This is a genomic window from Halorubrum depositum (assembly GCF_007671725.1).
GTDB classification, from domain to species: domain Archaea; phylum Halobacteriota; class Halobacteria; order Halobacteriales; family Haloferacaceae; genus Halorubrum; species Halorubrum depositum.
Window position 1 is genome coordinate 1262900 of record NZ_VCNM01000002.1, and the last position, 19298, is coordinate 1282197.

Here is a 19298-nt window from a genome sequence, read left to right on the forward strand (position 1 = left end):
CATCTCCGGCGCGACATCGGCCGTTCGCGCGGTCCGGACCGTCAGATATCGAGACACTGGGCCCGGATCGCGGTCGTTGCCGCGGTGTCGGCCATGGAGCGGCCGCAGTCGGCCGACCGCTGCAGGTGAGCGAGCGCGGTGGACAGCGCGACCGCCGTGGGCACCGACTCCGAAACCGAGCCGTCGTACAGGCGTCGTTCGATCGCCTCGATGCTCTCGAGGGCGTCGTCGCACCGCACTCTGGCCCGCCGCGCCATCGTCACGTCGCCGTCGACGACGGCGGTCGCCGCGTCGTCGACGGCGCACGCGACGCCGTCGGCCGCGGCACGCACGTCCGCGGCCGCATCTTCCGCGAGCGGCTCGGACAGTTTCTCGCCGATATCCGCGATCCGAACGGCCTGATCGGCGGCGGTTTGGAGACGGCGGGCGATCGCGTGGTAGGCGAACAGTTCGGGCCGAGAGACGTCCAGCGCGTCGAGCTCGGCGTGCGACACCAGCGACCGCGAGAAGTGCCGCGTGACCATCCCCGCGGATCGACGCGCCTCGTCGGCCCGGTCACGGATCCTCGCGTGTGTGTCCGCGGCGTCGACGAACGCCTCGGTCGCGTCGCGGAGGAGCGAGACGACCACGTACTGGAGCTGTGCGACCGACTGGCGGACGGAGGCGGACGAGGGGTCCAGGAGGTGTCTGACGGTGATTTCCCCGCCCGACTCACTGAGGACGCTCGTCCCGACCAACCCCCGAACCGCGGACCGGACGGCCTCGCGCTCCGCGTCGGAGAAGGCGACCGACCGACGCAGCCGTATCGTCTCGAAGCCGACCGCGTGAGCCGTCCGAACCGCGCGCTCGACGGCCTCCGGACCGTCGGTGTCGATATCGATCGTTGCGTCATCCAGACGGTCGACGTCGGCGTCCGAGGACCGGACGAGGATCGACCCGTCGCGGTGGGTGTACAGCCGCAGCTCCATGCCGACCTCGAAACCGTGACTCGTCGCCCATCCCTTCGGGATCGAGACGGTGAACGTGCCGCCGCCGACCTCCTGCAACTTTCTGGTCTCCATGGTCAGTAGATCAGCTCGGGGTCGCCGTCGGCCATGTACAGCGTGCGCCCGGCGACGTTGACGGCGTGATCGCCGACCCGTTCCAGGTCGCGGACCGTGAGCAGCAGCCGCGACACGTCGTCAAGGAGTTGTTCGATCTCCCAGCGGTCGGGCTCGCCGGCGATCAGCTCGCGCACGACGGCCTCGCTGGCGTTCTGACAGGCCGCGTCGAGCTCGTCGTCGCGGTCGGCGATCGCTCGACACGCCTCGGTGTCGGCGTCGACGTAAGCGTCGACGGCCCGTCGGACCTGACTGTAAGCGATCTCGCCGATCTCTCGAATCCGGCCTTCAGCGGTGATCTCCGAGCTGCCGGCGAGGGCGTACCGGGCGAGGTTCGTCGCGAGGTCACCGATCCGCTCCAGATCGGTGAGGATCTTGAACGACGCGGCGACGAAGCGGAGGTCCGAGGCGACGGGCTGTTGGAGCGCGATCAGGTCGATGCAGTCGGCTTCGAGCTCGAGGTACCGCTGGTTGATGGGGTCGTCGCCCTCGATCACCTCCCTAGCCGCCGCGAGATTGTCGTCTTCGAGCGCGTCGAGCGCCCGCAGGAGCTGTCCGAGTACGCTCTTCGCCATCGCCTCGACGTCGGCCCGGAGCTGGTCCAGCGACTCGCGGTACTCTTCTCGGGGCACGGCGATCACCCGAACTTCCCGCTGATGTAATCCTCGACGCGCTGGCTCTCGGGATTCTCGAAGACCTTCTCCGTGTCGTCGTACTCGACGAGCTCGCCCCCGGTCAGGAAGACGGCGGTCTGGTCGGAGACCCGGGCGGCCTGTTGCATGCTGTGAGTGACGACGACGACCGTGTAGTCCTGCGCGAGGTCCTCGATGAGGTCCTCGATCTTCGAGGTGGCGATCGGATCAAGGGCTGAAGCCGGCTCGTCCATGAGGATGACCTCCGGGTCGACGGCCAGACACCGGGCGATACAGAGGCGCTGTTGCTGACCGCCGGACAGCCCGAGCGCGTTGTCGTCGAGCCGGTCGCTCACCTCATCCCACAGCGCGGCCCGTTCGAGGGACCGCTCGACGAGCGCCTCCTCGCGGTCGGGCTCCGCGCGGCCGGTCAGCCGAGCGAGCAGTCCCGTCTCGATGTCACCGTGTTTCCGCGGGCCGTACGAGACGTTCTCGCGGATCGACTTGGGGAAGGGGTTGGGACTCTGGAACACCATCCCGACCCGCTTGCGCAGCTCGACGAGATCGACGCCGTCCTGATAGACGTCCTCGCCGTCGAGCTCGACCGTCCCGTCGACGTCGGCGGCGCGGATGCGGTCGTTCATCCGATTGAGACACCGGAGGAACGTCGACTTCCCGCAGCCGGACGGGCCGATGAGCGCCGTCACGCTCTGCTCGGGGATGTCCATCGAGACGCCATTCAGCGCGTGGTCGTCTCCGTAGTAGACATCGAGATCCTCGACGGCGAGTTTCGTCCGGCCGCCGGCCTCGTAGTTCGTCCACTCCGGACGCGTCTCCTCGACGGTCTCGCCGGCGGTCGTGGAGATCCCCTGGCTGTCCGTGCGGTTCGCCGTACTCTCTGCGGTGTCGGTCTGACTCATTGGTGAAGTTTCCGTCTGAAGTAGTAGCGCGTCGCGATACCGATCGCGTAGAAGACCAACACGACGAGTAGCAGCGTCAGTGCCAGTCCCCACGCGTACTCCTGTGGGTTCTGGATGTTCCCGCTCAGGCCAGCCGTGATGAGCGCGTACAACTGATACGGCAGCGCACTCGTCGCCTCCAACAACGCGGGATTGCTGACGAACGGCGGCGACCCGCTCAGCTGGAACCCGCCCAACACGTTTGGGGCAGCGGATTTCGCCGGGAGGACGCCACCGCCCATCGTCAGCAGAATGGGGGCGGTCTCGCCGGCGATACGACCGACGCCGAGGATGACGCCGGTGGTCACCCCCGGAATCGCTGCGGGGAGGACGACGCTGCGGATCGTCTGCCACTTGGAGACGCCGAGCGCCGCGCTGGCGTCGCGGTACTCGTCGGGCACCGCCAGTATCGCCTCCCGGCTCGTGATCAACACCAGCGGCAACAGCATGAATCCGAGCGTCAACATCCCGGCTATCAGCGATTTCTGGTTGCCGAAGCGGGGGATCAGGAAGGCGGCACCGAACAGCCCGAACACGATGCTCGGCGTGCTCCAGAGACCGTTGGTCGCCACCTCGACCGTCCCCGTGAACCGACCCTGTTCGGCGTACTCGCTGAGGAACACGGCGGCGCCGACGCCGGTCGGCACGGCGAAGAGGACGGCGCCGATGACCAGCCAGACCGTCCCGAGGAGGGCGGGAAACACGCCTGCGATCTCGGCCGTCAGGCCGGCGCCGTTACTCAGGAACGGCCAGCTGACGAGTCCGGCTCCACCGACGCCGAACCCGTTGAACAGGCCGGGGAGTCCCCTCACCGTGACGAAGGCGACGAGCCCGACGAGCACCGCCAGTATCGAGCAGACGACGAGGTAGATGAGCACGTACGCGCCGACGTTGCGTCCGCGAGCGCCGAACCCGCCGTACGCTTTCGCGGCGCTCCAGCCGGTCACGAGCGAGGCGAACAACACGACCGCGGGAACGACGGTGTCGCCGAACAGCGTCGCGTTGTACCCGACCAGCGCCTGCTCCCATCCGGGACCGATGGCGCCGCTGATGAGCGACAGCCCGCAGAGACAGGCGAAGGCGCCCGCCGGCGCCGTCGATCCGACGTCCTCGCGTGGCAACGCGGTCGCCGCGAACGCGATCCCGGCGAGTGCTACGCCGACCACGAGCCGGCCGCCCGTTCCGAGCCCAACCGCTCCCGACACGATCGCGCCCACGGCGAACCAGATCCCCGTGAACGCGGTCGCGGCGACGATCCCCGCGCCGGGTTGGGGTGCCGCGTCAACGTACCCGAATCGTGAGGCGACCCCGAAGCCAACGACTGCCGCTCCGAGCGCGAGTAGCACCGCGCCGAACACGACCGACAGCCCGACGCCGGTGACGGGGTCGTCGATCGCGACGAGGCCCAAAAGCGCCGCCAAGCCGACCACAAACGCAACTCCGGAGATCCCGACCGCAGCTCCGGCGACGGCTTCGTACAACGTGCGGTCGTCCCGGACGAGCACACTCTGGGTCGCGCGACTCATTCGACACCCCCGAGACGGCGACGCATACGCGCCTCGATGTACTGCGAGCCGATGCTCAGACACAACACGGTCACGAACAGGACGACGCCGGCGGTGAACAGCGCGCTCTCGTGAACGCCGTTCGCGCTGCCGTAGCCGCGAGCGATGAGCGACGTGAGCGTCTCGTAGCCGTAAAAGACGTTCACGAGCGGCTCGCTGATCCGCGGAATCCCGGCCAGCATCACCGTCGCGGCCATCGTCTCACCGATGGCCCGCCCGACGCCGAGGAGCACGGCCGCCGAGACACCCGAGAACGCCGCGGGCAGCGTGATCGAGGTCATCGACTGCCAGTCGGTCGCCCCGAGCGCGAGCGACCCGTTCTTCATCACGTCCGGAACGCTCGTCAGTGCGTCCTCCGCCACCGAAACCACGGTCGGCAGCGCCATCAGCCCGACGACCATCCCGACGAACAGGTACGTCGACCCGCCGTTGAGGTCGAACGCTCCGCTCGCCCACGGGTTGATGACGGTGAAGCCGATGAACCCGTAGACGATCGAGGGGATCCCCGCCAGTATCTCGATCCCCGGCTTGACCAGCTCGCGGACCCGCGGCGGCGCGATCTCGGCGATGAACAGCGCCGCGGCGACGCCGAGGGGGGCCGCCACGAGCGTCGCGATGGTGGTCACCATCACCGTCCCGTGGATCATCGGGAGCAGCGAGTAGCGGACGGGCTCCGAGACGGCGTCCCAGCGCGCCTGTGTGAACATCCCGGGTCCCGGAACGGAGACGCCGAAGGCGCTCGCGGTCTCGTACCGAAACGCCGGAATCGATTCGGCGAAGATGAAGGCGACGATGAGCCCGAGCGTCACGAGCGTCACCGTCGTCATCGCGAACGTGACCGCGCGGGCGACGAGCGCCTGGTGGCGCGCCCAGCCGTAGCCGGTGGCGATCAGGAACGCCCCGAGCGGGACGGCCGTCCACGGCGACGCCAGCAGGAATCCGACGAAGGCGGCCAGCAGCGACCCCATCGAGGCGAGGACCACCGCCAGCGCTTCCGGGTCGGTGTCGTCGACGAACTCCCGCGTCCTGGTCAGCCGTCGCTCGATGCCAGCGCGCCAATCGGTTTGGGGGGTAAGTGACATATAATGGGGGTCGGACCGCGAAGCGAACGTCCGCGCGGCCGAGGAGTTACGCCTGGTCGGGGAGCTTCTCGCGTTCGGCCTCGATGTCCGAGGTCGGCAGCGTGATGTAGTTGACGTCCTCGACGAACGTCTTCTGTCCGAATTCGGTCAGGAACATGTTGAGGAAGGCGGCCTCACGCATGTCCGTGCCTTCAGGCGTCTCCTCGTTGATCCGGGTGTACATGTGCAGGTCCCGGTTCAGCGGGTACTCGGAGTCGAAGATGGTGTTCTCGGCATCGGGGTCCGGGCGGTAGACGGTGCCCTCGAAGTCGATTGCGATCGCTTGGATCCCCGACCCGGAGAACGCCAGCGCCATGTAGCCGATGGCGTTGTCGTTGTCTTGGAGGACCTGTTGGACCTGCTGGTTCTGCCCGAATCGCGTGTCGACGTCCATCGGCGCGTCGGCGTCGCCGAGCATGTTCAGCCGGAACGAGGTGTCGGTCCCGGAGCCTTCGGCACGACCGACGACGTATATCTCTTGATCCGGGCCGCCGACCTCGCTCCAGTTGGTGATGTCGCCTTGGTAGATGCCGCGGATCTGCTCGCCGGTGAGCTGCTCGACGCCGGCGTCGTAGATGGCCTGACTCACGAACACCGGCTGGCCGTCGCGGCCGACGACGTGGTCGACGTAGTTCTCGTCGCGCTGCTCCTCGCTGATGTCCAGCTCGGCCGTGATCGGCCCGGAGGAGTTGCCGATGTCGACGAGCCCGTCTCGGACCGCCTCGCAGCCGGTCCCCGAGTGGCTCAGCGCCACGCGGGTGGCGAACGGCGGGTTCGAGCGCTCGCCGGACGGCTCGAAGCCGTACAGACTCGCGAAGTAGTCGGCGATGTTCATGTCGGTCTCGATCTGGTCCCACCCGGCGACCGACGATTCGTCGTTCGAGCCCCAGTACTCGCCGTCGCTCGCGGGCGAGTTGGAGTTCCAGTAGGAGCTCCCCTTGTTCGAGATGGGGTACACCGTCGACGACCCCTCGGCCGTCACCGTCGCCGGGGCCGACGAGCCGGACTCCATCGAGTTGCTGCCGTCCTCGCTCCCGCTCCCGCCGTCGCCACCATCGCTGCTGCCGTCGCTACTTCCGCTGCATCCAGCGAGGCCGGCCGCCCCGACCGCGGCCGACGTGAGAAGATACTTTCTGCGTGATACCGCGTCCGCCTGACGCCCCGAATCACGTGACATCAGGTGATTGCAGGGAAGACTCTATTAAACGGGTTTATAATAGGTTACTATACAGATACGTTCGAGTACCGTGGGGCCGGCATCGAAGGGGATCGGTCGCGACCGGTATTGAGCGGTATATAGCGGGGACGATTTTTGAGTGGACCGACCCGTGACCTTCCCGCCGAAGTGACCGCGACCCGACCGCTCTCGACCCGATCGATTAAAGTCGACTTGTGCTAACCAACCGCTAGTGGTTATCAGCGACGGGACGGTCGACGGGCTGGTTCGATCGGCGCGGCGAGCCGGGGGTGTGGCGTGAGCGACGCGACCCTCGTCGTCGTCGCGGGCGCGACCGAGACGGCCGCGATCGACGGGATCAGCGCCGCCGGCGCCGACCCGACGCTCCGGCGGCACACGCCGAGCGCCGACCTGGAGATCGTCGCGGAAGGTCGACCTCCGTCCAACTCGCCGGTGCCCGTCAGCCCGTCCGGCTGCCCGACGCCCGCGGTCGTCACGCGGGCGGTCCGGGAGCTGGTCGGCGTCGGGTTCGTCGGCGTCGACGCCGGCCTCGCCGTGTCGACGTCGCCGTCGGCGGCGACCGTTCACGAAGCGGGGACAACCCCCGGCGGCGACGTCCGGGACTCCGAGCCCGTGCCGGACGCGGCGGGGGTTTTCGAGCGGGCGCGCGGGCTGGCGGGGACGGTCGCGGGGGCTGACGTCGGTAGTAGTGGCGACGGCGGTGACGGCGATCCCGGCGACGCGAACGAGCTCCTCGTCGCCGAGACGATCCCCGGCGGGACGACGACCGCGCTCGGCGTCCTGACCGCGCTCGGCGAGCGCCCGGTCGTCTCCTCGTCGCTGGCGGCGAACCCGCTGTCGACCAAGCGCGCGGTCGTCGAGGAGGGGCTGGCCGCGAGCGGCCTCGACCCCGGTGACCTCGCGGGCGACCCCCTCGCCGCGGTCCGGCTGATGGGCGACCCCGTGCTCGCGGCGGCCGCCGGCCTCGTCGTCGGCGCGGTCGACCGCGGGATCGACGTGACCCTCGCCGGCGGCACCCAGCTGGCGACGGTCGCCGCGCTGGCGCGGCACGCGGGGGTCGAGCGGCGGCTCCCGCTGGCGACGACCGCGTTCGTCGCCGACGACCCGACCGCGGACGTGGCCGGGCTCGCGGACGACCTCGACCTGGCGCTGACCGCGACCGACCCCGGCTTCGACGCGGGCGAGCACCCGGCGATGCGGGCGTACGTCCGCGGCGAGGCGAAGGAGGGCGTCGGGATGGGGGGCGCGCTGGCGCTCGCCGAGCGCGCGGGCGTCGCCGACGCCGACCTGCGCGAGCGCGTCGCCGCCGTCACCGACCGACTGCTCGCCGAGCGCGAGGGCGAGTCGCCCCCGGGTGGTGCGCCGTGAAGGGAGTCGTCCTCGGCGGAGTCGCCTCCGGCGTCGGCAAGACCGTCGCGACGCTCGCGTCGGTCCGCGCGCTCGAGCGTGCGGGCCGGACGGTCCAGCCGGCGAAGGCGGGACCCGACTTCATCGACCCGAGCCACCACGAGCGCGTCGCGGGGCGCCCCTCGCGGACGCTGGACCTGTGGCTGCAGGGCGAAGACGGGCTCCGGCGGAACTACGCCCGCGGCGAGGGCGACGTCTGCGTCGTCGAGGGCGTGATGGGGTTGTACGACGGGGACAAGTCGAGCACGGCCGCGGTCGCCGAGGCGCTCGACCTCCCGGTCGCCCTCGTCGTCGACGCGAGCGCGGGGATGGAGAGCGTCGCCGCGACCGCGCTCGGATTCCGGGCGTACACCGAGCGCGCGGGCCGCGATATCGACGTCGCCGGGGTGATCGCCCAGCGCGCGCACGGCGGGCGCCACGCGGAGGGGATCCGCGAGGCGCTCCCGGACGAGCTGGCGTACCTCGGCCGGATCCCGCCGAACGACGACCTGGAGGTCCCCGAGCGTCACCTCGGACTCCACATGGGCGAGGAGTCCCCGATCGACGACGACGCGCTCGACGCGGCCGCCGAGGGGCTCCGGACCGAGCGCCTGCTCGACGTCGCGCGGGAGCCGGCCGGAGTCGTCGAAACGGACAAGAGGGCAGCACCGACCGGCGACCGCCCGCGCGTCGCGGTCGCCCGCGACGACGCCTTCCGGTTCGTCTACCCGGCGACGGTCGAGCGCCTGCGCGAGCGGGCGACCGTCGAGCCGTTCGCGCCGACCGCGGGCGACCCTCTCCCGCCCTGCGACGGAGTGTACCTCCCCGGCGGCTACCCCGAGTTACACGCCGCGGAACTCGCGGAGAGCCCCGCGATCGCCGACGTCGCGACCGCGGCCGCCGAAGGGGTCCCGGTGCTCGGCGAGTGCGGCGGGCTGATGGCGCTCGCGGAGTCGCTGACGACGGTCGACGGCGAGACGCACGCGATGGCCGGCGTCCTCCCGGCCGACGTGGAGATGCGCGACCGGTACCAAGCGCTCGACCACGTCGAACTGCGGGCGAAGCGGGACGCGCCGACCGCGTCGACCGGCGAGACCCTCCGGGGCCACGAGTTCCACTACTCCGACGCCGACGTCGCGGGCGACGCCAGATTCGCCTTCGACGTGGAACGCGGGACCGGGATCGACGGCGACCGCGACGGGCTGACCGAACACCGAACGCTCGGAACGTACTGTCACGTCCACCCCGAGAGCGGGGCGTTCGACGCGTTCCTCGACGGGCTGTGACCGCGATGGCGCCCCCCGCTCCCCTCGCCCTCTCCGTCGTCGCCCCCCTCGCCGCGCTGGCGATCGCGGTCGCGCTCGACATCGCGGTCGCGGAGCCGCCGAGGCGGGTCCACCCGGTCGCGCTGTTCGGGTCGCTCGTCGACCCGGTCGACCGGTCGTGGTCGCGCCCGCGGCTCGTCGGCGTCGCGGCCGCGGTCGGGTTCCCGCTCGCCGCCGCGGCGCTCGCCGGCGGGATCGCGTGGGGCGCCGCCCTCACGCACCCTGCCCTCGCCGTCTCCGTCGCGGGCGCACTCCTCTTCTCGCTCGTCAGCCTCCGAATGTTACGCGAGGTCACCGGCGAGGTCGTCGCGCTCACCGAGACCGACCCGGACGCGGCCCGCGAGTCGATCCGGGCGCTTGTCGGGCGGGATGCCGGAGACCTCTCGCCGGCGGCGCTCCGGAGCGCGGCGGTCGAGAGCGCGGCCGAGAACCTCGCCGACGGGTTCGTCGCGCCCCTCGCGGGGTTCGCGGCCGGCGTGACGGTCGGGCTGGCGGTCGATCCGGCGTCCGCTCTCCCGCTCTCCCTCGGCGTCGCGGGCGCGGCCTGGGTGAAGGCCGTGAACACGCTCGACTCGATGCTCGGCTACCGGTCGAAGCCCGTCGGCTGGGCGAGTGCCCGGCTCGACGACGCCGTCATGTTCCTCCCCGCCCGCGCGACCGCCGCCTGTCTCGCGGTCGCGGCCGGGTCGGTCGGGACGCTCTCGCGGGCCCGCTCGTGGGCGCGGGAGCCGGGGTCGCCGAACTCCGGGTGGCCGATGGCGACCGCGGCGGCCGCGCTCGACGTGCGGCTGGCGAAGCCGGGTCACTACGCGCTCAACCCGACCGCCCGGTCCCCGAGCGTCGCCGACGCGGAGCGGGCGGTCCGGCTCGTCGGCGTCGCCGGCGCTGTCGCCGTCGCGGGGACGGCGGGGTGGCTGGCAGCGGTCGCGGGGGTGATCGCGTGGTCCTGACGGACGGGATCGCCGCCCTCCGGGGCGCGCTCGGCTTCCTCACGCGGATCCCCGCGGGGCGGAGCGAGGCCGCGTGGAAGGCGTTCGCGGGGGCGCCGTGGACCTTCCCGCTCGTCGGCTACCTCGTCGGCGCGCTCGTCGCGCTCCCCCTGCTCGCGCCCGCCCCCGCGCCGACGGTCGCGCTGGCGTTCCCGCTCGCCGTCTACGCCGTGACCGGGATCACCCACCTCGACGGCGTGGCGGACCTCGGCGACGCGGCGGTCGTCCACGGCGGCCCGGAGGCGCGCCGCGAGGTCATGACGGACTCGGCGCTCGGCGTCGGCGGGACGGTCGCGCTCGTCGCCGTGGTCCTCGGGCTGGCGACCGCCGCGCTCGGACTGGCCGAGGCCGCGGGGACGACGGGCGCAGCCGGCGCGGGGGTCACCGGCGGCGTCGCCGTCGCGGTCGGCATCGTCGTCGCGAGCGAGGTCGGCGCGAAGGCCGCGACGGCGACGCTCGTCTGCGTCGGGGACACCGCCCACGAGGGGCTCGGATCCGCGCTGACCGAAGAAATCGACGCCGGGTCGGCACTCCCGGTCCTCGCGCTCACGGCGCCCGCCGCGCTCCTCGCGTGGCCGCGGGTCCTGCCGGGGGTCGCCGCGCTCCTCGCTGCGCTGGCGACGGCGGGAGCCCTCCGAGGATGGGCCCGTCGACGGCTCGGCGGCGTCTCCGGCGACGTGCTTGGCGCGACGAACGAGCTCGCGCGGGTCGCCGCGCTGCACGCGGGGGTGATCGCGTGGACGCGCTTCTGATGTGCGGCGGCCGCGGCACCCGCCTCGGCGGCGAGACGGAGAAGCCGCTGACCCGGGTCGCGGAGCGGCCGATGGTCGACCGCGTGTGCGACGCGCTCGCCGGGAGCCGCGTCGAGACGGCGTACGCGGTCGTCTCGCCGCACGCGTCGGCGACGCGCGCGCACCTCGTCGAGGAGCGCCCGAACCTCCCCGTGATCGACGCGCCGGGCGACGGCTACGTCGCCGACCTGCGGTACGCGATGGAGGCGGTCGGAGAGGCCGACGTGGACGAGGCGGTCGACGCGGGCGACTCGACCCCACCGCCCCTCCTCACCGTCGCCGCCGATCTCCCCCTCCTCGACCCCGCGGCCGTCGACGCCGTGATCGACGCGGCCCGGGCCGCCGGCGACGGCGACGCGCCGAGGTCGCTCACCGTCTGCGTCCCCGCGGCGCGCAAGCGGGAGCTCGGCGTCAGCGCCGACGCGGCGACCGAGGTGAACGGCCGCGAGGTCGTCCCCGCCGGGATCAACGTCGTGGGGGGAGGAGAAGTCGGAAGCGACGACGACGGCGACAGCGACCACGGGACCGACGACGACGGCGACGCCGCCGTCCACGTCACCGAGGACGCGCGGCTCGCCGTCAACGTCAACTACCCGTCGGACGTGCGGATCGCAGAGCGACTCCTCAATGAAGGAGAGACCGACGACTGAGACCACACCCATGAAATTCGACACCGCGACCGACCTCGACCGTGCGCCTCACGGGAGCAGCGACGACCCCGATCTGCTGGACTTCTCGGCGAACACAAATCCCGAGGTGCCCGAGGGCGTCGAGGCGGTCTACCGCGAGGCGTTCGCCGACGCCCGGTCGTATCCCGCGGAGCCGCCGGCGGCGTTCCGCGAGGCCGCGGGCGAGTACGTCGGCTGCGACCCCGAGTCCGTCGTCCCGACGCCCGGCGGGCTCGCAGCCATCCGGGCCGCGGTCGCGCTCGCGGTCGACCCGGGCGACACCGCGCTCGTCCCGGCGCCGAGCTTCGGCGAGTACGCCCGCGAGGTCCGGCTGCAGGGCGGCGAGCCCGCGTTCGTCTCGGCGGAGGCCGTCCTCGACGCCGACCCGCGCGGCCACGCGCTCGCGGTCGTCTGCGACCCGAACAATCCGACCGGGACGGGGTACGACCGCGCGGCGCTGGAGCGGTTCGCGGCGCGGTGCCGCGAGGCCGACACGCGCCTCCTCGTCGACGAGGCGTTCCTCGGGTTCACCGACCGCCCGTCGCTCGCGGGGACCGAGGGGGTCGTGGTCGCCCGGTCGCTCACGAAGCTGTTCGGCCTGCCCGGGATCCGGACGGGGTTCGCGGTCGCGACGGGCGCGTTCGGCGCGGCGCTGTCGAGCGCCCGGCGCCCGTGGAACCTGAGCGTCTCGGCGCTCGCGACCGGCGCGTACTGTATGCGGCGGGACGGGTTTATCAGGGAGACCCGCGAGCGCGTCCGCTCGGAGCGCGCCCGGATGCGGGAGGCCCTCGCCGAGCGCTACGCGGTCGCCACCTCCGACGCGCCGTTCCTCCTGCTCGACGTCGGGGAGGCGGGACGGTCGGTCGAGAGCGTCGTCGCGGCGGCCCGCGAACGCGGCGTGGCGATCCGGGACGCGACCACCTTCCGCGGGCTCGACTCGCACGTCAGGGTCGCGGTGCGCCGGCCCGCCGAGAACGACCGGCTGCTGGCGGCGCTCGGTGTGGGGGACGAGACCGCGGCCGGCACGGGGTCGGCCGGGGCGACAACCGATACGGAGACGGCCGACGGGACGACAACCGACCCGGAGGGCGACGATGTTTGAGGCGACCGTGCGCGACGGCGTCCTCCGCCTCCGACACCCGGAAACACGTTGGCTCTCGACCGGGTGGAACGGCGGGCGCTCGCGGGCGGCCGCCGCGTACAACGTCACCGTCCCCGAGGGATTCGACCGCACCGACCTCGGCGCGTACCGCGACGAGCGGCTGACGCGGGCGAGATTTAAAAACGAGAGCGACCCGCCGACCCTGTTCACCGGCGTCGCGATGGAGCACGCGCGGGGCGCGCGCCGCGGGCCCGTCGTCGCGTACGCGACCGCCGGGCTCTCGAACCCGGCGATGCTCCCGATGGATCCGGAGAGGGCGGCTGGCGACGCCCGCGATCCGGAGGGCGAGTCCGAGGCGACGACGGAGGGACCGCCCCGGCGACCCGGCACGGTCAACCTGATCCTCGGCACGACCCGGCGGCTCGCCGACGGCGCCGCGGCGAACCTCGTCGCCGTCGCGGCGGAGGCGAAGGCGGCGACGCTGCTCGCGACCGCGGGCGTGCCGGGGACCACGAGCGACGCGGTCGTGATCGCCGACGACCCCGACGGGGAGCCGGCGGCGTTCTCGGGGAGCGCCACGCCGGTCGGCGCGGCGGCCCGCGTCTGCGTCCGGGACGCGGTGCGCGCCAGCCTGCGGTCGCGGTATCCGGACGGCGACCTGCCCGGTCCGGCCGCCGACGCCGAGCACGGCGTCGTCGCCGACGAGCGGGCGGAGGTCTTCGATCCATGACACACGACACCGACGACACCGACGGCGACGCATCGACCGAGACCGACCCGAGCGACGACGGCGAACCGGGGGACGACGACCCGGCCGTCCGGACTCCCGGCGGCGGCGCGGCCCCCGAGCCGGAGCCCATCGAGCCGGCCGCGCCCGAGGAGTTCGGGCTCGTCCAAGCCTGGTGGGGCGACGGGAAGGGGAAGACGACGGCGGCGATGGGGATGGGATTCCGGGCCGCGGGGCACGGCTACCGCGTCCACATGCTCCAGTTCATGAAGGGGGGCGCCGACAGCGTCGAGGGCGTCCGCGGCGAGTACAACGCCATCGCCGCGATGCCGGGCTTCAGCTACGAGAACGCCGGCCACTACGGCTGGCACGGCCTCCTCGACGGCTCGGCGGACGACGAGCACGACGCGAAGGCCGCGGCCGCCTTCGAGCGCGCCGAGGCGCTCGTCGCGGGCGCCGCCGAAACGGACCTGACCGAACCGCTCCCGCTCGACGGCGACCCTGACAACGGGGTCCACATGCTGATCTTAGACGAGCTTCTGTACGCGGCCGACCGCGGGCTCGTCGACCCCGACGAGGTCGTCGCGCTCGCGGAGTCGAAGCCGGACGGCCTCGAACTCGTCCTCACCGGGAGCCACGCGGAGCCCGAGTATCTGGAGGGGGTCGCCGACCTGATCACGAACGTCCGGAAGGTGGCGCACCCCTTCGACGCGGGCCACCGGGCGCGGCGGGGGACGGAGTACTGAGGCCGTGAGCGAGATGGCGGACACCGTCCTGATCGCCGGCACGGCGAGCCACGCCGGCAAGAGCACGCTGGCGGCCGGGCTCTGCCGGCACCTCGCCCGGAACGGGGTCGCGGTCGCCCCGTTCAAGGCCCAGAACATGAGCAACAACGCCCGGGTCGCGCTCGCGCCGGACGGCGAGTGGGGCGAGATCGGCGTCTCCCAGTACGTGCAGGCCCGGGCCGCCGGCGTCCCGGCGACGACCGACGTGAACCCCGTGCTGCTCAAGCCCCGCGGCGACGGCGAGAGCCAGCTGATCGTCGACGGGGAGGCGGTCGGGCACTTCGCGGCCGGCGACTACTACGAATCGCACTGGGAGGCCGCCCGCGAGGCCGCGGTCGCGGCGCACCGCCGCCTCGCGGTCGATCACGACGTGATCGTCGCGGAGGGGGCGGGCAGCATCGCCGAGATCAACCTCCACGACCGCGACCTCGCCAATATCGAGAGCGCGCGGTTCGCCGACGCTCGGATCCTGATCGCGGTCGACATCGAGCGCGGCGGCGCCTTCGCGAGCCTCTACGGCACCCTCGAACTACTCCCCGAGGACGTCCGCGACCGCGTCGCCGGCGCGGTCATCACGAAGTTCCGCGGGGACCCGACCCTGCTGGAGCCCGGCATCGCCGAGATCGAGGAGCGCACGGGCGTCCCGATCGTCGGCGTCGTCCCGCACGACGACCCCGGGCTCCCCGCGGAGGACAGCCTCTCGCTGCCGGGCGCGGACGGCGGGGACGGGCGAGGGAGCGCCGGTCGGAAGGGCGGTGATCCCGGCGTCCTCGGCGACGACGACGGCGTCCCCGACGCCGACGCAGTCCGGGTCGCCGTCCCTCGGCTCCCGCGCATCTCGAACTTCACGGACATGGAGCCGCTGGCGCGCGAGCCCGGTGTCCGGGTCGCGTACGTCCCGCTGGACGCGTCCCGTGACGGCGGGACCGACCCCCTCGGCGACGCCGACGCGGTCGTCCTCCCCGGGTCGAAGAACACCGTCGACGACCTGCTCGCGCTCCGTGAGGCCGGCTTCGACGACGCGCTCCGGGACTTTTCCGGGCCGGTCGTCGGCCTCTGTGGCGGCTACCAGATCCTCGGCGAGCGGCTGACGAACGCCGACGTCGAGGGGACCGGGTCGGCGACCGACGTCGAGGGCGTCGGCGTCCTGCCGGTCGAGACGCGGTTCGCGACCGACAAGCGCGTGGAGCGCGTGACGCGCTCGGTCGAGGGCGTCGGCCCGCTCGCTGGCGCCGAGGGGACCGCGACGGGCTACGAGATCCACATGGGCCGGTCGTCGCCGACCGAGGCGGTCGCCTCCCCGCTGGGACCGGAGAGCGCGGCGACCGACCGGGCGCTCGGGACCTACCTCCACGGCCTCTTCGAGAACAAGGGCGTCCGGACGGCGTTCGTCGAGCGCGTCTTCGCGGCGGCGGGGAAATCGCGGCCGGCGGTCGGATCGGGCGACGGCGACGGGGACGCGGTCGGCGTGACCGACGACCGCTCCCCGTACGACCGCGCCGCCGACCTCGTCGCCGACAACGTCGACCTCGCGGCGATCGGGTTCGGCGACCTCGGCTGACCGGGTCTCGCGGCGAAATCTCCTTGTCGCTTCCCGCCGACGGGTCGCGCATGGTCTCCCGCGAGAACGCCGTCATCGGGACGTGTATCGCCCTCACCGTCGCCGCCGCCCTGGCGATCGAATCGCTGAACCTGGCGTATCCGGAGTGGGTCCCGCTCGCGCTGTTCATCGGGGGCGGGGTGGTCGCGCCGCTCGCGATCAACGGAACGCTGGACCGGCGAGAGGCGGCGGAGGAGGGATAACCCACACCCCGGCGCCGGCGTGGTCACACGAAATACGCGTCCGGCCCGCGAAGGCCGCGGAGCTCGCGGAGCGGGGAGGCGCCGCACCGACCGCAGGCGTCCGGCTCGTCCGGATCGTCGGGCAGCGCGAACACCGTCTCGCAGGCGTCGCAGGCGACGTAGCGGAGCGCGAGCGACGGAGTGTCGGCCATGAGTGCGGTAGGCGACCGGCGCACTTGAACCGACGTCACCCGCCGAGACGTTACCGGCCGGACCCGGCGTCGCCGGACGCGTCGATCCGCGCCTCGTACTTCGCCAGCGACTCGTCGAGCGCGGCGGCGGCGTCGACGTCGGCCGCCTCGGCGAGCGCCAGCAGCGCGAAGAGGGCGTCGCCGAGCTCGTCGCTCGCGATCGCGGCGGCCTCCGGGTCGTTCCCGTACTCCGTCGAGGTCGCGACCTCCTTCGCGACCTCGCCGACCTCGCTCTCCAAGTCGAGGACGCGGTACGCGAGGTCGGTCTCCAGCCCGTGCTCGGCGACGAACGCGGCGACGCGGTCCTGCTCGTCCATGGGCGTCGCCTCCGTGCGGTCGAAAAAGAAGCTCCCGATCCGGGAGAGGGCGCCCGCCCGACCCGTGGCGAGGACGGCCGGTCACGCAACCCCTAAGACGCGAGCGACCCCACACAACCCATGAAGATCGCGATACTCGGCGGCACCGGCGACATCGGCGAGGGGCTCGCGCTCCGGCTGGCGGCCGACACGTCTCACCGCGTCTCGATCGGCTCGCGGGAGGCGGAGAAGGCGGAGAACAAGGCCGAGGAGTACACCACCGAACTGGCGAGCCGCGGCCTCGACGCGACTGTCGAGGGCGACGAGAACGCCGCCGTCACCGCCGCGGCCAAGGTCGTCGTCCTCGCCGTCCCGCCCTACCACGTCGGCGACACGGTGGAGGCGATCGCGGAGGAACTCGACGAGGGCGACGTCCTCGTCTCGCCGGCGACGGGGATGAAGCGCGACGAGGAGGGGTTCCACTACCACCGACCCGGCGCGGGGTCGGTGACGCGGATCGCGGCCGACGCCGCGCCGGAGGGCGTCGACGTCGTCGGCGCGTTTCACAACCTCGCGGCCGCCCGGCTCGCGAACCTCGACGCCGACCTCGGGATCGACACGCTCGTGATCGGCGACGACGAGGACGCGAAGCGGACGGTGTCCGACGTCGCGGAGGGAATCGAGGGGCTCCGCGCGCTCGACGCCGGCGGGATCGCCAACGCGCCCGAGATCGAGGGGCTCACCCCCCTGCTTATCAACGTCGCCGAGAACAACGACGGCCTCCACGACCTCGGCGTTCGATTCACGTAAGCGCCCGCGACCGTCGTTCCGTTAGGCCTTTGCGCGACCGGTCCCTCCGGACGATAGATGGAGTACCTGGAGCGCCGGGTCGCGCTGGTCGAAGACCGGCTGGAGGCCGTCATCGACGAGGTCGAGCCCGACGAGCTGTCCGACGAGGTCGGTCACGTCGTCCTCGCCGGCGGTAAGCGGGTCCGCCCGGCGGTGACGATCCTCGCCTGCGAGGCGTTCGACGGCGACCCCGACGACGCCGTCGACTTCGCGGCCGGGATCGAGTTCGTCCACAACGCGTCGCTCGTGATCGACGACATCATCGACCGCTCGGAGGTCCGGCGCGGCACCCCCTCCGCGTGGGCGGAGTTCGGGTACGGCCCCGCGATCGTCGCCAGCGACGGCCTGCTCGGCGAGGCGTTCGGGCTGTTCTCCGGGGAGCCGCGCGCGATGCGGACCGTCGCCGAGGCGATGGTCGAGCTCGGCGAGGGCGAGGCGACCGAGCTCGCCGACCGCCCGACGACCGAGGCGGAGTACATGGAGCTCGCGCGCCGGAAGACCGGCGCGCTGTTCCGGGCCGCCGCCGAGCTCGGCGCGGTCGCCGGCGGCGCCGACTCCCACGCGATCGACTCGTTCGGCGAGTACGCCGAGCGCGTCGGCGTCGCGTTCCAGATGCGCGACGACGTGCTCGACGCGACCGCCGACGCCGACGACCTCGGCAAGCCGACGGGCCAGGACGCAGAGATGGACCGGCCCTCCGTCCTGCAGGTCACCTCGCTGTCCCCCGAGGAGATCGACGAGCGGGCGCGCGAGCAGTCGGAGCTCGCCCTCGCCGCGCTCGACGACGCCGACCCGCCGGAGACGGAGGCGATCGAGTACCTCCGAGACCTCGCGGAGTTCGTCGTCGTGCGCGAGCGGTAGCGCCCGCGACTCGTCGAAGCCGTCGCACGCGTTTTTCACGATCCGCTCCGCGTACCGAGTACGCTCGTTCGCTGCGAGAAAAGCGAGAGTTCGTCGGAGAATCGCGCTCCGCTAGCGGGACGAGAGGCTTCAGGCGTGGTTAGCTGTCCGTTTCGTCCTCGTCGTCATCGTCGTCATCGTCGTGTTCGTCTTCCTCATCTTCCTCGTCGTCCTCATTTTCCTCGTCGTCCTCATTTTCCTCGTCTTCCTCGTCGTCGTCCGATTCCTCCTCGTCGTCGCCCTCGGCCTCGTCGTCTATCTCGCTCTCGTCGTCGTCCGATTCGTCCTCGTCCGACTCGTCTTCATCTGACTCGTCCTCGTCCGATTCATCCTCGTCCGACTCGTCGTTCTCCTCATCGACCTCGTACTCGTACTTCTCCTCGACGAGGGTGAGCGAGCCGTCCGAAACGACGTACTCCAGTTCGCCTTCCGCGTGGTCGGACTCGTACTCGACTTCGAGCTCCTCGAGCGATTCGTCGTCCTCGCTGAGGGCCGAGCGGTCGACGGTTGCCGTTCCGTTCGCGTCGGTCGCGACGGTGACCTCCTCGTCGCCTTCGACGGTGATCGAGGCGTTCTCGACGGGGTCACCGCCGTCGGTCACGGTCACCGCGACGGTTTCGTTGTCCAGGGTCGCGTCCATCTCGAGGTCGGAGACGGACGCCGACGACGCGCCCGCGTCCGTCTGTGCGACGCCCGTCACCGCGGCACCGCTTCCGGCGACGAGCAGGACCGCCAGCACCGCCAGCAGGGATTTTGAGACTGACATTGCGACCGGACGAACGACCGGGACCCACATAAGTCGGGGAAGCCGTGGCGCTGAATTTCGGCGGTTTAACGCGAATTAAACGGTGAGGTCAGCGGAAAAACCGTTT

The 19298-nt window shown here is 72.0% G+C and carries 21 protein-coding genes; 12 read left to right on the top strand and 9 right to left on the bottom strand.

Annotated features, from left to right (window positions below; genetic code table 11):
• Positions 1-41 precede the first annotated feature (41 nt).
• The 6 genes from FGM06_RS13780 to FGM06_RS13805 are packed head-to-tail and all read right to left on the bottom strand — an operon-like array spanning position 42 to position 6554.
• A complete protein-coding gene (locus FGM06_RS13780) occupies positions 42-1061 on the bottom strand; it encodes an AbrB/MazE/SpoVT family DNA-binding domain-containing protein (RefSeq protein ID WP_144799804.1) in 1020 nt (339 codons plus the stop codon).
• 2 nt (positions 1062-1063) lie between these two features.
• Positions 1064-1741, bottom strand: coding sequence for a phosphate signaling complex protein PhoU (gene phoU, locus FGM06_RS13785; protein WP_186311023.1), 678 nt, complete (start codon positions 1739-1741; stop codon positions 1064-1066).
• Positions 1738-2652 (bottom strand): phosphate ABC transporter ATP-binding protein PstB, encoded by a 915-nt coding sequence (pstB, locus tag FGM06_RS13790; protein ID WP_144799806.1) that lies wholly within the window; start codon positions 2650-2652, stop codon positions 1738-1740. Before pstB ends, phoU begins: the two co-directional genes overlap by 4 nt.
• Entirely contained in the window at positions 2649-4217 is a 1569-nt protein-coding gene (gene pstA / locus FGM06_RS13795; protein WP_144799807.1) for a phosphate ABC transporter permease PstA, read from the bottom strand. Before pstA ends, pstB begins: the two co-directional genes overlap by 4 nt.
• Entirely contained in the window at positions 4214-5338 is a 1125-nt protein-coding gene (gene pstC, locus FGM06_RS13800) for a phosphate ABC transporter permease subunit PstC (protein ID WP_144799808.1), read from the bottom strand. Before pstC ends, pstA begins: the two co-directional genes overlap by 4 nt.
• 46 nt (positions 5339-5384) lie before the next feature.
• The gene (locus FGM06_RS13805; RefSeq protein ID WP_186311024.1) at positions 5385-6554 is read right to left on the bottom strand and encodes a substrate-binding domain-containing protein; all 1170 of its coding nucleotides are present in this window, start codon (positions 6552-6554) and stop codon (positions 5385-5387) included.
• A gap of 297 nt (positions 6555-6851) precedes the next feature.
• Here FGM06_RS13805 and FGM06_RS13810 point away from each other — a divergent pair, with 297 nt between their 5' ends.
• From FGM06_RS13810 to FGM06_RS13855, 10 genes are read left to right on the top strand one after another with little or no spacing between them, the layout of a single operon-like run.
• On the top strand, positions 6852-7943 hold the full coding sequence (locus FGM06_RS13810) for a nicotinate-nucleotide--dimethylbenzimidazole phosphoribosyltransferase (RefSeq protein ID WP_144799809.1): 1092 nt from the start codon (positions 6852-6854) through the stop codon (positions 7941-7943).
• Positions 7940-9247: a cobyrinic acid a,c-diamide synthase gene (locus FGM06_RS13815; protein ID WP_144799810.1), complete on the top strand. Its 1308-nt coding sequence runs from the start codon at positions 7940-7942 to the stop codon at positions 9245-9247. Before FGM06_RS13810 ends, FGM06_RS13815 begins: the two co-directional genes overlap by 4 nt.
• Before the next feature lie 5 nt (positions 9248-9252).
• Positions 9253-10236, top strand: coding sequence for a CobD/CbiB family cobalamin biosynthesis protein (locus FGM06_RS13820; protein WP_144799811.1), 984 nt, complete (start codon positions 9253-9255; stop codon positions 10234-10236).
• Complete coding sequence (gene cobS, locus FGM06_RS13825; protein WP_144799812.1) at positions 10227-11027, top strand: adenosylcobinamide-GDP ribazoletransferase; 801 nt, start codon at positions 10227-10229, stop codon at positions 11025-11027. Before FGM06_RS13820 ends, cobS begins: the two co-directional genes overlap by 10 nt.
• Positions 11027-11716, top strand: a complete 690-nt coding sequence (locus FGM06_RS13830; RefSeq protein ID WP_144799969.1) for an NTP transferase domain-containing protein — start codon at positions 11027-11029, stop codon at positions 11714-11716. Before cobS ends, FGM06_RS13830 begins: the two co-directional genes overlap by 1 nt.
• Before the next feature lie 10 nt (positions 11717-11726).
• Entirely contained in the window at positions 11727-12836 is a 1110-nt protein-coding gene (locus FGM06_RS13835) for an aminotransferase class I/II-fold pyridoxal phosphate-dependent enzyme (protein WP_144799813.1), read from the top strand.
• On the top strand, positions 12829-13566 hold the full coding sequence (locus FGM06_RS13840; protein ID WP_144799814.1) for an adenosylcobinamide amidohydrolase: 738 nt from the start codon (positions 12829-12831) through the stop codon (positions 13564-13566). Before FGM06_RS13835 ends, FGM06_RS13840 begins: the two co-directional genes overlap by 8 nt.
• Positions 13563-14309 carry a cob(I)yrinic acid a,c-diamide adenosyltransferase gene (locus tag FGM06_RS13845; protein WP_144799815.1) on the top strand — a complete coding sequence of 249 codons (747 nt, stop codon included), beginning with the start codon at positions 13563-13565 and terminating at the stop codon, positions 14307-14309. Before FGM06_RS13840 ends, FGM06_RS13845 begins: the two co-directional genes overlap by 4 nt.
• A gap of 13 nt (positions 14310-14322) precedes the next feature.
• Positions 14323-15909: a cobyric acid synthase gene (locus FGM06_RS13850; RefSeq protein ID WP_144799970.1), complete on the top strand. Its 1587-nt coding sequence runs from the start codon at positions 14323-14325 to the stop codon at positions 15907-15909.
• A gap of 50 nt (positions 15910-15959) precedes the next feature.
• Positions 15960-16151: a hypothetical protein gene (locus FGM06_RS13855; RefSeq protein ID WP_144799816.1), complete on the top strand. Its 192-nt coding sequence runs from the start codon at positions 15960-15962 to the stop codon at positions 16149-16151.
• Positions 16152-16174: 23 nt separating this feature from the next.
• Here the strand turns inward: FGM06_RS13855 and FGM06_RS16105 are convergent, their stop codons facing one another.
• Together FGM06_RS16105 and FGM06_RS13860 are read right to left on the bottom strand one after the other, a co-directional pair.
• Positions 16175-16342 carry a hypothetical protein gene (locus tag FGM06_RS16105; protein WP_186311025.1) on the bottom strand — a complete coding sequence of 56 codons (168 nt, stop codon included), beginning with the start codon at positions 16340-16342 and terminating at the stop codon, positions 16175-16177.
• 50 nt (positions 16343-16392) lie between these two features.
• Entirely contained in the window at positions 16393-16698 is a 306-nt protein-coding gene (locus tag FGM06_RS13860) for a MazG-like family protein (protein WP_144799817.1), read from the bottom strand.
• Positions 16699-16818: 120 nt separating this feature from the next.
• Between FGM06_RS13860 and npdG the strand changes: the two genes are divergently transcribed.
• Both npdG and FGM06_RS13870 read left to right on the top strand, forming a co-directional pair.
• Positions 16819-17487, top strand: coding sequence for an NADPH-dependent F420 reductase (npdG, locus tag FGM06_RS13865; protein ID WP_144799818.1), 669 nt, complete (start codon positions 16819-16821; stop codon positions 17485-17487).
• Between the two features lie 57 nt (positions 17488-17544).
• Positions 17545-18387 (top strand): polyprenyl synthetase family protein, encoded by an 843-nt coding sequence (locus FGM06_RS13870; RefSeq protein WP_144799819.1) that lies wholly within the window; start codon positions 17545-17547, stop codon positions 18385-18387.
• A 139-nt stretch (positions 18388-18526) separates the two neighbouring features.
• Here the strand turns inward: FGM06_RS13870 and FGM06_RS16110 are convergent, their stop codons facing one another.
• A complete protein-coding gene (locus tag FGM06_RS16110; RefSeq protein ID WP_186311026.1) occupies positions 18527-19192 on the bottom strand; it encodes a hypothetical protein in 666 nt (221 codons plus the stop codon).
• Between the last annotated feature and the right edge of the window lie 106 nt (positions 19193-19298).

Bases quoted from the DNA above. Each gene is read 5' to 3' on its own strand.
- FGM06_RS13780 (WP_144799804.1), bottom strand. From the start codon at position 1,061: ATGGAGACCAGAAAGTTGCAGGAGGTCGGCGGCGGCACGTTCACCGTC.
- pstB (WP_144799806.1), bottom strand. From the start codon at position 2,652: ATGAGTCAGACCGACACCGCAGAGAGTACGGCGAACCGCACGGACAGC.
- pstA (WP_144799807.1), bottom strand. From the start codon at position 4,217: ATGAGTCGCGCGACCCAGAGTGTGCTCGTCCGGGACGACCGCACGTTG.
- pstC (WP_144799808.1), bottom strand. From the start codon at position 5,338: ATGTCACTTACCCCCCAAACCGATTGGCGCGCTGGCATCGAGCGACGG.
- FGM06_RS13805 (WP_186311024.1), bottom strand. From the start codon at position 6,554: ATGTCACGTGATTCGGGGCGTCAGGCGGACGCGGTATCACGCAGAAAG.
- FGM06_RS13820 (WP_144799811.1), top strand. From the start codon at position 9,253: ATGGCGCCCCCCGCTCCCCTCGCCCTCTCCGTCGTCGCCCCCCTCGCC.
- FGM06_RS13830 (WP_144799969.1), top strand. From the start codon at position 11,027: ATGTGCGGCGGCCGCGGCACCCGCCTCGGCGGCGAGACGGAGAAGCCG.
- FGM06_RS13835 (WP_144799813.1), top strand. From the start codon at position 11,727: ATGAAATTCGACACCGCGACCGACCTCGACCGTGCGCCTCACGGGAGC.
- FGM06_RS13840 (WP_144799814.1), top strand. From the start codon at position 12,829: ATGTTTGAGGCGACCGTGCGCGACGGCGTCCTCCGCCTCCGACACCCG.
- FGM06_RS13845 (WP_144799815.1), top strand. From the start codon at position 13,563: ATGACACACGACACCGACGACACCGACGGCGACGCATCGACCGAGACC.
- FGM06_RS13850 (WP_144799970.1), top strand. From the start codon at position 14,323: ATGGCGGACACCGTCCTGATCGCCGGCACGGCGAGCCACGCCGGCAAG.
- FGM06_RS13855 (WP_144799816.1), top strand. From the start codon at position 15,960: ATGGTCTCCCGCGAGAACGCCGTCATCGGGACGTGTATCGCCCTCACC.
- FGM06_RS16105 (WP_186311025.1), bottom strand. From the start codon at position 16,342: ATGGCCGACACTCCGTCGCTCGCGCTCCGCTACGTCGCCTGCGACGCC.
- FGM06_RS13860 (WP_144799817.1), bottom strand. From the start codon at position 16,698: ATGGACGAGCAGGACCGCGTCGCCGCGTTCGTCGCCGAGCACGGGCTG.
- npdG (WP_144799818.1), top strand. From the start codon at position 16,819: ATGAAGATCGCGATACTCGGCGGCACCGGCGACATCGGCGAGGGGCTC.
- FGM06_RS13870 (WP_144799819.1), top strand. From the start codon at position 17,545: ATGGAGTACCTGGAGCGCCGGGTCGCGCTGGTCGAAGACCGGCTGGAG.
- FGM06_RS16110 (WP_186311026.1), bottom strand. From the start codon at position 19,192: ATGTCAGTCTCAAAATCCCTGCTGGCGGTGCTGGCGGTCCTGCTCGTC.